This is a genomic window from Acidisoma sp. L85 (assembly GCF_009765865.1).
Classification (GTDB): Bacteria; Pseudomonadota; Alphaproteobacteria; order Acetobacterales; family Acetobacteraceae; genus Acidisoma.
This window is the reverse complement of the sequence record NZ_LMUQ01000085.1, coordinates 5686-16272: the sequence shown is the minus strand read 5'-3', so window position 1 is coordinate 16272 and position 10587 is coordinate 5686. Positions and strand designations below refer to the sequence as shown.

Below are 10587 nucleotides of genomic sequence, written 5' to 3'. Positions count from 1 at the left end.
GACGACAGCGTTGTCCTCTGGCGCGGGCGCGGTGTGCCACGGTTTCCAGATCGGCCCGCGCGGCTTCCAACGTTTCATGGGACGCTCTCCGCGTTGCCGACCCCAGGATGGCGGCAGCTCGAACGACAGGAAAGCATTTCCGCTTGCCTGTCTGTCGAGAGAAGGACCGCGTCCAAAGGTTAGCTCGTCAAAGTAGCTTCCACCGATGGCCGAGCTCCTGCTAGCCCCTCGGCCGCGCCGTCCTGTTGCATATCGCGGCCCGAGTGTGACGTCCGATCCGCTACTGGGGGCCTTGGGATTGAAAGGCATGAAGCGAGGACGGTCATCGCCACCCCGGCGCTTTCAGCCCGAGGAACGCCGGCAATGCGGCCATAGTCCTCAGGTATCCGGTTATCTCGCAGGGCCGAGGCTAACAGCCCAGGATTGACCCTCGCCGGCGCATCCAACGGGCGATCTGCGCCGGTCTCCGCAGAGGAGGCTGACGCGTCGGTGCTTACCATGGCACCCACGCAACAACAGCCGGTTAGGCAGCTGCCCCCGATCTCCTGTGGGTTTAGGGGTCCGGGCCCGCACGAAGGAGGCCCGGACCCCTTCGGCAAGAGGGTGAGCGGCGCTACTAACTCCGCCTCGCGGCTCAGGACCACCACGGCCTGAACGACGGGCACCCCGTCTCTCCGATGTGCTGGAGACTGCCCCGACAGGGAGGTCGCCCTACCGGCCAAGCAAGCGCATAATCTTGGCAGTTCGAGGATCGAACTCGAGAAAAATATAGTTACGAATCATCTCGAGACTTCGTGCAGTGCATTAAGCTGGAGAGGACCCAAGGTCAGGATCGCCTGGAGAACGAGGTAGAGATGGCACGTGTCCGCGCTTCACCGTGCGAGTCGATAAAGATGAAAGGAATTCACCGCCTCGCCTTCGCTACGCGATGACATAGTTACCGTCTGGATTGAAAACAGCAGCAAAAACGGTCCCGTTGGAGACCGACAGAGGTTGTTGGAGCAAAGTTGCTTCAGGAACCGCTTCTCGGAGCCAAATGCTGATTCAAGCGGCGGTTTTGGCGTCCGAGCCTATTCGTGCGGGAAAATTGCGGGCAACCAAGACGTGTCGTGGGCCCCTAGCCACCGCATCGTAATCTAGGTCCGCCGGACTACGGGCACCCGTGCCAGCGAATGTCGCTTTTGCTGGCCTTGTTCCGGCGGCACCGATCAAGGAGGGGGATGCAGAGGTGCAAGCTGCTCAGTAGGCTTTGGCCGAGAGGCGGCAAGTGGTGGAGGCGGAGCCCCAGGGAGCGACCGCTTAACTGCCTTGCGGTCCCACTTCGGCGTCCTTGCAGGAGCCCCGGAAATCCATCGGATAGTCCAGCCCAGCAAGTAGATGAGAGGCGAAGCGATGATGAAGGGCAGCACGATCGGTAGCCCAGCGATTAGTCCGACCCCATTGTCGGGGCCGAACTCCATCAGGAGCACCGAGATTATCCCCGAAGCGACGAAGAAAAAGGCGATGAACGTGAAGACGCGATAAAGGAAGGTGCCCACTGAAATAGCCCCACCACTAGAATGGCCGAAATACTACTGGAAAAGTGTCCCACGGCCAGCAGTTTTCGCCCTGCCGCCGGACTATCTCGAAAAGACTGCCCTATTTGTTGGTCTTGGGTCAGCCCCTGGAAAGCACCGCATCTGCAAAGTTCGACGTCCGCAACGTTTCCGCTGCGCTCTTATGCTTGGAGACAAACTTGTTGATGGTACGTTCCAAAACCCCCTACTTTGACTCAATCATTCACGGTCGATTTCCTGCCGATGATTGACGCCGGCGCGCGGTTCTGCGGCATGGCGATCTCAAACTTAACGATCGGCGTTCGACCTCTCACGGTCGGGATGCGTCCCTCTATCTCTCGGGAGACAACTTGTAGCAGTTGGTCAGAATGCCAGGCGGCTCAGCCTCCGTATAGCCGTGGGGATCATCTCTGCGGCTCGTAGCGTACTCCACCTGCTCCGCTGGGTCGAGTATCAGGATGGCAAACGCCGTCCGACAGGAACCACTGTCACGACCGGTTTGCCCCACCGCGCGCTCCCTGCTGAAGCGATAGAATATAACACGCATGCGCCCGCACCGGCAGCTGCCTCGGTAGGAGCCGCTGGCAAAACAACTACCGTGAGCGGTTAGTTGATGTGCTGAACTCCTGCATAAATTTCCGGTCGCGCTAGGGGCGTCGGGAGCTAAGGCATCGGATACGAAGTTTAAAGAGAAAGCGCTGTCTGCTGCGGCTCATTCTCAACTTGTTCCGACCGATGAGCTCCAAAGTCTTTCTGCCCGGATGCATGTCAGCCGAAGTGGCACCATGACGCCGTATGGCGATAGCCACGATGTTCTGATGGAGACGAAGACTGACCTCGACCGGATCGTCCGCGAGCGCGCCTATCAGATTTGGGAACAAGAAGGCCGACAGGAAGGGCGCTCGGACGAATACTGGCACCGCGCCCACGAACAGCGCCTGCGTGAGCGGGCGTATCGGATATGGGAGCAGAAAGGATCCCCTGAGGGGCAGGCCGACCGACATTACAGCTGGACCTGCGGCTTCGAAGAGGTTTGAGCTTTTCACGAGATCTGAAAGCTATCTCCTTAGAAGGGCCGCGTCAGTTTAGCAGCGCCAGGTTAGTCGTGGAAGAGAGCAAGCGATCGTGAGAGTCACCCCGCCCCGTCGAGCGTATTAAGGGAAGGCTACGCTGAGCCCAGTGGCGTTTGCCCCTCAGGAGGGCTGTATCCTTGTATATCCCGCTGGTGCTCTTCGTCGTCGCCCTCGTCACGTGCTTCCTCGTGATCGACTACATAAGACGCGGCGAGGCCGCACGGACAAGGGACCTGCTTATTTCTCCAAAAGACAACTCAGGAAGATGCGCCGCAATCTTCGCCGTGTTCCGGTAGATCACCCCAGCTGCGTGCAACAAGCCTCCGCTTCGCAATCTCCTTGCGTTTTACACGAACGCTTGAAGCTAGCGAAGCAGGATCGCCACCGGCGTATACACTTTTTAGGTTGTCGTTCTATCGAGTGCCCATTCCGCCCAGGCCAGGGCCGACACCAGGCGCCACCCTCACATCCCGATCATCACCATAGTAGGTGTCAATGTCTGTGCTGCGCCGGTCGTCCCAAAGGCTGACATCGTCGTCGGCATACGAGGGCGCGCCCTCTAGCCGGCTCTTGTCGAGATTGACGACGAAGCCACCGGCGCCCGGGTCGTAGGTGAGCTGATTCCACGGAAGCGGATGATATCGGCCGCCCATCCCGAGGAAGCTTCCGAAGTTTAGAATGGCGTAATCCGCTTTCCCCGAAGTCTTGTCGATCATGACGTCGTATACGTTGCCAATCTTCTCACCTCTGGCATCGTACACGGCGGTCCCATTCACCTTGCCGGCGGCGATCAGCCGGCCGCTGGTGTCGCCGGCGTCCTGCACGCTGGCCATGATTTCCTCCTGCATTTTGCGCCCGGCTGCCGGGTTAATAGCAGACCAGGATAATTGGGACTTTATATCAGTCTTCGAACTTGAAGCCTGGATCGGAAGTTAAAGAATCCTTAGTCGCTCCAGGTAGGACGAGGCTGTATTCATGATTCTGCATAGCCATAGCGGCCACAGGTTGCCCAGCTGCGGGCGCATTGCCGGACGCTCCCGTATTTGAGGCTGTTGCACCGGGCGCCATTGCGGGCGCACCCGTAGTGCCACTAGTGCCGGCGGCGTTCATTGGCGCGGTCCCGGGGAGCGCAGCGGGTGTCGCTGCATTTTGGGTTGCCATCTTAGAGCCGCTGGCGGGATTTGACTGACTCGGCACCAGCTTCAGGTTCTTGAATGGAACTTGGACAAGCTTGGTTCCGATGCCGAGGAACCCGCCGACTGAAAGAATCGCGTTCGACACTGTACCATCGGACGTCACAAGAAGGTCATTAACCGTCCCGATGCTGTTTCCCTGGTCATTGTACACGGTTGCACCCACGAGTTCGCTCGAGCGCCAATCATCATGGGTTTTCGTGAGAGAGCCGTTCGGTGACTTGTCCCCGAGCGCCATTGAGCCGGGCTTTGACGTATTTGAGGGGGCGTTGCCACTGGCAGCCGAGTTGTTCTGAGCCAACGCTGGCACGGTCGCGACCAAAGAGACAGCTGCTGCCAGATAAAGGCCGCGAGCCACGGAACGATATAGACGGGTCATTGGAGTTTCCTGTTTTCCGGGTTCTGCACCCGGATTCGACCTGGCACGCGAGTCGGTCGCTTTCGAGCGCCAGTAGGGATGGTCACGGAAGACTGATCTTGGCGCTCGTCTGGAAATTCGTCGACGCGAGTGCGTCCCGCCTGATGAGGCCCGGGCTTCGTAGGTAGGGCGCCTGGATGAGCCTCCTTAGCTCCGCAATCTCAGAGGAACGCAGCGTTAGCTCAAGGTGCCTGTCCACCAAACCGACAGCAGGTCATCTCATCATTGCAGCACGTGCGAGGCGTGACGGGCGAATCGTCCTCCGGCATCGTCAGCTGCCCCCGCTGTGAACTGGCACAACTCCCACGCTTTCATCGCAAGGTCGACTAGCGCCTTCTCGCGGGAGCTGGTCGTCGTGCAATGGCCCGCCTCGGCTTTCAGGAGGCCTAACTAGGGGCGGGCTATATTTCCCGTCGGCGTCGACATAACGCTCGTCGACCTCTTCCTCGGTATCCAATACGGCCTCTCCGTTGACGCGCTCAATTGCGTCAGCAGTGTATTTCGCGAGGACTCGGACACTCTCCCCTGCCAGCGGATCACCTTTGGTGAAGTTATAGACCTTGACCAATTTTGCCTCCGGTCGTTAGGGCGACGTAGCCTTCCTCTACTGCTTCTTCCCACACGTCACCAGCCCCGCCTCGAGCGCGGTGAACTCAGGAAGACGGGCCGCCCGTGAGCGGCCTTCGTCGCTTATGTCTGGCCACCCTCAATGACGCGCAAGATGGGCTTCTCGTTACCCCGCAGCGACGGCCCGAAGCGCCGGCCGAGCTCGGCAATGTGGTCTACCATTAGAGCCGCCTCCCGTTCCGTGGTGGCCCTGCTCCGGCGAGGTTTCGGAGTGGCCATTACGCCTCCCTCCCCGACAGATCGCGCAGCAGAGCGTCCAGCACGCCTTTGTGCCAGTTGATCTTAATGCAGTCGCTGTGATTACATGGTCGACGGGCATGGCGGCCTGCACGACTGACGCACGGGCTCGCACGCCGGCAAGCGTTAGGGCCGGCATCTTGGCAATGCGCTTCGCGAGGCGGCTTCTCTCTTCCAGATCGCCTCTGCGCAAGGAGGGCGATGCTGTCGAACTCGGCGCCCGGCGGTAAGGCGGTTCCCGCATTCATCAACGCAGACGCCTCTCGATAGGCAACGACTGCCTGCTCGCAGTTGCATATCAGCACACCGTCCAGCTCTTGCCCGACTCTGGCCTTGGCCTGCAAGCCCCCAGGCGCATGCATTCGCTTTAGGCAGTCGTCCGCGTCGCGTAAGCACCGAGCGGCCGCCGCCATGTTTCCTGGCGCCCGATATCGCCGGGCGGTCAGCTCAGCAAGATCTGCGGCGATCGCAAGATTGCATGGCCTCGGCGGTGTGAGCCTTCAGCGCGAAACTTCCTCGCGTATCTTCCACCCGCGCTCGACGGCGGCGCGCTTGAGCTTTGCGATTTCCTTCACGCGTGGATGGCTGTGCGGAATGTTGTCCCTCTCATCGTCCCACGCCCTGAACTGGTCATCATTTTCCTGGAACTCCCGGTTAAAAGCGCTACCAGTCGAGCGTCAGCCGTCTGCACCGCGCTCAAGCTGCCACTCCCTGCAGGATGTCCTGGGACAACGAGGCCGACGTCCTATCCTCCGATACTGGCACGCCAGCGACGTCGCGCATGGTCCGTTTGAAGATGACAGCGGCTTGGCGCGGAGCCCCTCGAGGATCAGGGCGGGTGAGGAAGAAGGTGGCCTCGAGCTCGTGCCGCCGATCGCGAACTCGCTCGATGAAGCGGCCATATGCGGCGCACGCTGGCGAACCGGGGATGCCATCACCGGCCAGCTTGTAGAGGCGGTCATCCTCGACATCGACTTCGCGCCATTCCTCGCAGCGGGCGATGAGCCACGCGTCGCGCAACGGTGTATCCTGATGAACAGCGTCGCGCACGGGCCGCCCGTGCGCGGGGTTAGGCACGGACAAGGCGCGAGACTTGTCCGTGCCGCTTTTCCCTCGGAACGCTCGAGGGGTATTCTTTCGCTTCGGCTACTGCGATCCGGCACTACCTGATGAGCTTAATGTGGCGATCGGCTTCTTCGATAACCCTGAAGGATTTCGTCCGGCGGCCCATGCTTATTGGGGACTGCGGCTGCCTTGGGTGGAGTTCGCTGACAACTTGCCTCATGTGGACGGCTACTCGCGGGTTCGCGATGCCGCGATCGGCGATCCACGCGACCGCCAGAAGGCCCGCTGAACGTGAGCCGCGTGTCGATGCATTGGGCGCCGGCGAGGAACTTGTCCAGGTGGCGGGCGGCGCTCTGCCACTAAGCGGTTCCCAATCCCTCACTCCTTCGCCGGATGCGACTCGTTCGCGAGGAGCTTGTGTGGGTATCCGCTAGCGCCTCCATCGTTCGCGGAAGAAGGTCTATGAAGGCGCCCCTCTCTCCCTCACAATGGCTTTATGAACCGCAATCTCCTAATCTACGGCGCGCTGAGTTTCGCAATCATCTTCGAGGTCCTAGGAACTTCGTTTTTAAGACAGACGCAGCAGTTCACGAAGTTACTGCCGACATTCATGACAGCAATCAGCTATTTTGCGGCCTGCTATTTTCTCACGATGCCGATCGGTATCGCTTATGCGATCTGGAGTGGACTCGGCATCGTGCTGATCTCGTTCGTCGGCTTCATCTTTTACAAGCAAAGCCTCGACGCTGCCGCTCTGATCGGCCTTGGCCGCATCTTGGCGGGCGTGATCGTAGTCAATGTCTTCTCGAAGTCCATCGTGCACTGATGGCGGCTTTCCCAGGTCGTGAAACAGCGATTCACGGCGACGCCCAGTTGGCTGTTGGTGCACCGCACGGAAATTCTGCTACGGCCCCGATCCGAATTGGGCGATCGAGGTGGTGCCTGAGCCGAGGGGGTGGCCCTGATTTCGGGCGCTTGTACTGGATCTCGACATCATCGGATCTGGCCGGGCGCCAGGTCCGATGACAATCGGGGGCGTGTATTCGGCGGTGCAGATGATCGCGCGTCTACGCCTCGTCAGTCGACCATTTAGCTACCTCAATGCCCCATTGGATGAGCGCGGAATTGGAAGTGTCCTGGCATACTTGATCGTAAGGCCAGTAGGAGTGGGTCCTGCTGGGGTGGGGTGTCCGTAGCTAGGTTACTGTAGACCTGGCTACGAGGCGGTGACCGAGCGCTCATCCTTTTCCGAAGGCGTCTGGGGCTCGGCATTCTCTCCCCAGACGCCGAAACCATCGCGTCATGCCGCGCCTCGCAGACAACCTTCAGCTGGCGTCCTCCGGGGCAGTCGCCGAAGGCTGCATCCAACCGCTGACCCACTGGTATCTAGCCTGAGTGTCAGCAGGGTGGGGACAACCCGTCATAGGCTTACCCTCGTCTCGGGCCTGTCTGCCGGCAGACCGGATTTTTAAAGCCTCATCGGTGTCGGAACCAGAACCCTCACGCTCAGCCATCAAGATGTCCCCCGAAACTTTCATTGCCGTTGATATCGTCCACATCGGACAATTGGGGCCGATAGTCCCGCAGCCTCATCACAGTTTGAGACGTGTTCGGCGATGGGGCGCGGAGATGACTTGCTGCTCGGCACGGGATAGCCAAATCCAGACGCGCTGCTGCCACCCTGGAGGCTCACACATGCAAAACGCTGCGCAGATTGATGTTACTGTCGGGGAGAGGCCGACTCCTGGCGAAAGGTTCATTATAACTCTCCAGGAAAACAGCGAGATGTTGGGGACGCTGGATCATGGCAGAACGTTCCGCATCGTCTCGCCCTCCAGCGCTGAGCGCGACTACCAGCTGAAGAGCAGCGCCCTCACCGTAGTTGACTTCGATGGCAGCTTGGCCGATGGCAACGAGCCACGACTGGTTGGACTGCTGACCTACACCGATTGACCCCGTTCTTCTCGCTAGCCTTTGAACTTGAGCGACATGCTTGAGCGGCTCGGAAACGTCATCTACTGGCTTTTGCCTGGTCGCGGCCGTCGTGCTGGTGATCGTTAGCATCATGACCTTCGCGGCCATAGGTGGTCAGATCACTCAGACCTGGACCATCTTCGGCGGATGGGCGCTAGTTGCAGCGGCGACCTATGGGGTTGGCTGGCTGGTGCGTTTCTTCACTTTTCGCGTATCAATGCCGCCGTCACGACCGGTTGAGTTGAAGTGTGTCAGTCGGTTTAGCGATTAGGGCTAGGGAGCTTTCCGATCACATCTCAGGCTACGCGTGGTTGATCACGCTGACGGAACTCAGGCTAGGGCATCTAGAGTCGGAGAAGCGACGTTGCGGGTGCGTGGATTCACCGTGCGTATTGAGAAAGATGGGGAGACTCTCACCGCCTCCGCGTCTGAGTGCGAGGGGGTGGTTACTGTCTGGATCGAGAACAAGAGCAAGAGTGGCCTAGTTGGAAACCGGTCTGCAGAGGTTGTTGCAGCGAGGCTGCTTCGGGAGCTGCTGCTAGAAGGCAAACGCTGACTGAATCACGATCGGCATAGAAACGGTGCCAGATGCGCCTCTGGTGCAGCAGACAGGTTGGCCGACCATCGGGCCGCTGGAGCGAGGCTGGACGGAAGTGGCCGCATCATTCGTCTAGGTCATCTTTCGCCTTGCGCATGGCGCTGCGTCGCGCCCTGAAGGCGGCGTTGCCTCGCTTCTGCGTCACCTTGTCCCGCTCCGCACGCGCAGCCGCGATCTCCGCGAGTTCTTCAGGCGTTCGGACGACGGCATTGTCGGCTGGGGTCGGGGCGGTGTGCCATGGCTTCCAAACGAGTGGGCGGCGGCTCATGGGCGGCGTCTATTGGCGGTGACGGGTCGATGCAGTGGCGCCCGAGGTCGCTGCCGAATGGCACCGCAACTCGGGCCGTTTTAACGGACAGCCCCACCCACTCCCAATCCAGCGTCACCCAGGCCTGGCGCGGGACCGATCCCTGGACGACTTGTGCCATAGTAGGTGTCAATGTCAGCGCTACGTCGCTCATCCCACAGGCTGAGATCGTCAGCCGCGTAAGTTGGCGCTCCTTCCAGTCGGCTGCGATCCAGGTTGACCACGCACCCGCCGGCCCGCGGATCATAGGTCAACTGGTTCCAGGGCAGTGGACGGTAGCGCTCGCCGATCCCCAGAAATCCTCCGAAGCTGAGGATCGCGTAGTCGGCTTTGCCCGACGCCTTGTGAGCATCACGTCGTGGACGCTGCCGCAGCTTTCGCCGGCCGTGTTGTAGAAGGACGTCCTAACCTAGCTGGCAGCGATCAGCCTTCCGCCGGTGTACTCGGTTTTCAACGCTGGCCATAGCCCCCTTCCGTTTCGATGCTTCGGCGCCATCTCAGCTTGCGCGAAACTCCCGGAAATTTGGCTCGGAATTCGCTGATTTCAGGCGGCTGACGGCCGGCTACGGAGACTTGATCATCGGCGCCTGCCAATCACGGTTCCGCTGCGGAATGGCTGAGATGCTGCACGTCGAGTGACGATCTCATCCTGTGCCGGAGGATTGGTGTTCTGCGGAAGACGCGGGTCTCGGCGAGAGGGCGCGCACTAGATCCTCAGCAGATCGCGTTGGGCGGGATGGTCCCGCGGCTCAGGACGACACCCATGACTGACCTTTCTCAAGACGAATCCAAGCTCCTATCCGCCATCTCGGGCGGCGAGTGGGTCCGGATCGACGACCTTCGGGATGTCACAGGCATCTGGCGCATCCACACGATCGTGCAGGAGATGGCGGACCGGGGGTTGGTCGAGGTTCAGGTTCGGCGCACGGGAAACACGGTGCGCGTGCCGCGGCGTCGGTGGGGCGGGCAAAGTGGCTGACGGGCTCTTGCGGGCGCGAAGCCCAGGCATCAGTCCGCGGCGTCCTTCTCCACCTCGCGCTTAGCCCACAGACGCGCCTTCAATGCCGCACCGGCGCGTCGATTCGCGAGCAGATGGCGGCGGGTCTGGGGCGCCGCTCCGACGGAGCGACGCATCGGCACCTTCGCCACGCCCGTTACGATATGCGTAATTCGGCGTCGTATTGGAGGTGTGTGTGAGATCTGAAACCTTGGCGAGCCGCTTTGTGGAATTGAAAGAGCAGATAGCCCAGGTGTTGGCGACGAAGCACACTGTGCCAAACGCTATACGCGGCGCTGGGGAATATGTTGACCACGAGAAGTTCATCGCTTGGAAGGTCAGTGCAATACACTTGCTCGTCACATCGTGTGGAAGAGAATCGCAGCAATTTCTCGATTTCGAAAAGAACGAAAAACCACTGAACGTCGATACAAACCTAAAGATTTTGAAGCGTATTGCGGCTGTTTGTGGCTGCCGAGGCGGTATCTCGGCGGTCTCTTCAACAGCCTGAGTCATCTCGTCCAAGCAGAAGTTTTTGACAC

At 60.2% G+C, this 10587-nt stretch carries 12 protein-coding genes; 7 read left to right on the top strand and 5 right to left on the bottom strand.

Annotated elements, in window-relative coordinates:
• Positions 1-2374 precede the first annotated feature (2374 nt).
• Positions 2375-2593 (top strand): DUF2934 domain-containing protein, encoded by a 219-nt coding sequence (locus GSQ83_RS29575; RefSeq protein ID WP_158806686.1) that lies wholly within the window; start codon positions 2375-2377, stop codon positions 2591-2593.
• A 449-nt stretch (positions 2594-3042) separates the two neighbouring features.
• Here the strand turns inward: GSQ83_RS29575 and GSQ83_RS29570 are convergent, their stop codons facing one another.
• The 3 genes from GSQ83_RS29570 to GSQ83_RS29560 all read right to left on the bottom strand — a co-directional run bounded on the left by GSQ83_RS29570 (position 3043) and on the right by GSQ83_RS29560 (position 6124).
• Positions 3043-3462 carry a PRC-barrel domain-containing protein gene (locus tag GSQ83_RS29570; protein WP_216850638.1) on the bottom strand — a complete coding sequence of 140 codons (420 nt, stop codon included), beginning with the start codon at positions 3460-3462 and terminating at the stop codon, positions 3043-3045.
• 67 nt (positions 3463-3529) lie between these two features.
• A complete protein-coding gene (locus GSQ83_RS29565; RefSeq protein ID WP_158806684.1) occupies positions 3530-4201 on the bottom strand; it encodes a PRC-barrel domain-containing protein in 672 nt (223 codons plus the stop codon).
• Between the two features lie 1599 nt (positions 4202-5800).
• Positions 5801-6124, bottom strand: a complete 324-nt coding sequence (locus GSQ83_RS29560; protein ID WP_158806683.1) for a hypothetical protein — start codon at positions 6122-6124, stop codon at positions 5801-5803.
• Between the two features lie 73 nt (positions 6125-6197).
• Between GSQ83_RS29560 and GSQ83_RS29555 the strand changes: the two genes are divergently transcribed.
• Positions 6198-6458, top strand: a complete 261-nt coding sequence (locus tag GSQ83_RS29555) for a hypothetical protein (RefSeq protein ID WP_216850637.1) — start codon at positions 6198-6200, stop codon at positions 6456-6458.
• Between the two features lie 207 nt (positions 6459-6665).
• Positions 6666-6995 (top strand): multidrug efflux SMR transporter, encoded by a 330-nt coding sequence (locus tag GSQ83_RS29550; RefSeq protein WP_158806682.1) that lies wholly within the window; start codon positions 6666-6668, stop codon positions 6993-6995.
• A 499-nt stretch (positions 6996-7494) separates the two neighbouring features.
• Here the strand turns inward: GSQ83_RS29550 and GSQ83_RS31595 are convergent, their stop codons facing one another.
• Positions 7495-7683, bottom strand: coding sequence for an Rmf/CrpP family protein (locus GSQ83_RS31595; protein WP_371418102.1), 189 nt, complete (start codon positions 7681-7683; stop codon positions 7495-7497).
• Positions 7684-7864: 181 nt separating this feature from the next.
• Between GSQ83_RS31595 and GSQ83_RS29545 the strand changes: the two genes are divergently transcribed.
• Both GSQ83_RS29545 and GSQ83_RS29540 read left to right on the top strand, forming a co-directional pair.
• Complete coding sequence (locus tag GSQ83_RS29545) at positions 7865-8122, top strand: hypothetical protein (protein WP_158806681.1); 258 nt, start codon at positions 7865-7867, stop codon at positions 8120-8122.
• A 40-nt stretch (positions 8123-8162) separates the two neighbouring features.
• Complete coding sequence (locus GSQ83_RS29540; RefSeq protein WP_158806680.1) at positions 8163-8414, top strand: hypothetical protein; 252 nt, start codon at positions 8163-8165, stop codon at positions 8412-8414.
• A gap of 391 nt (positions 8415-8805) precedes the next feature.
• Here the strand turns inward: GSQ83_RS29540 and GSQ83_RS29535 are convergent, their stop codons facing one another.
• Complete coding sequence (locus GSQ83_RS29535) at positions 8806-9009, bottom strand: hypothetical protein (RefSeq protein WP_158806679.1); 204 nt, start codon at positions 9007-9009, stop codon at positions 8806-8808.
• An 802-nt stretch (positions 9010-9811) separates the two neighbouring features.
• On the opposite strand from GSQ83_RS29535, the gene GSQ83_RS29530 reads away from it, so the two are divergent.
• Positions 9812-10027, top strand: coding sequence for a hypothetical protein (locus tag GSQ83_RS29530; protein ID WP_158806678.1), 216 nt, complete (start codon positions 9812-9814; stop codon positions 10025-10027).
• 214 nt (positions 10028-10241) lie between these two features.
• On the top strand, positions 10242-10556 hold the full coding sequence (locus GSQ83_RS29525; RefSeq protein WP_158806677.1) for a hypothetical protein: 315 nt from the start codon (positions 10242-10244) through the stop codon (positions 10554-10556).
• Positions 10557-10587 lie beyond the last annotated feature (31 nt).

Bases quoted from the DNA above. Each gene is read 5' to 3' on its own strand.
- GSQ83_RS29575 (WP_158806686.1), top strand. From the start codon at position 2,375: ATGGAGACGAAGACTGACCTCGACCGGATCGTCCGCGAGCGCGCCTAT.
- GSQ83_RS29570 (WP_216850638.1), bottom strand. From the start codon at position 3,462: ATGGCCAGCGTGCAGGACGCCGGCGACACCAGCGGCCGGCTGATCGCC.
- GSQ83_RS29565 (WP_158806684.1), bottom strand. From the start codon at position 4,201: ATGACCCGTCTATATCGTTCCGTGGCTCGCGGCCTTTATCTGGCAGCA.
- GSQ83_RS29550 (WP_158806682.1), top strand. From the start codon at position 6,666: ATGAACCGCAATCTCCTAATCTACGGCGCGCTGAGTTTCGCAATCATC.
- GSQ83_RS31595 (WP_371418102.1), bottom strand. From the start codon at position 7,683: ATGGCTGAGCGTGAGGGTTCTGGTTCCGACACCGATGAGGCTTTAAAA.
- GSQ83_RS29545 (WP_158806681.1), top strand. From the start codon at position 7,865: ATGCAAAACGCTGCGCAGATTGATGTTACTGTCGGGGAGAGGCCGACT.
- GSQ83_RS29535 (WP_158806679.1), bottom strand. From the start codon at position 9,009: ATGAGCCGCCGCCCACTCGTTTGGAAGCCATGGCACACCGCCCCGACC.
- GSQ83_RS29530 (WP_158806678.1), top strand. From the start codon at position 9,812: ATGACTGACCTTTCTCAAGACGAATCCAAGCTCCTATCCGCCATCTCG.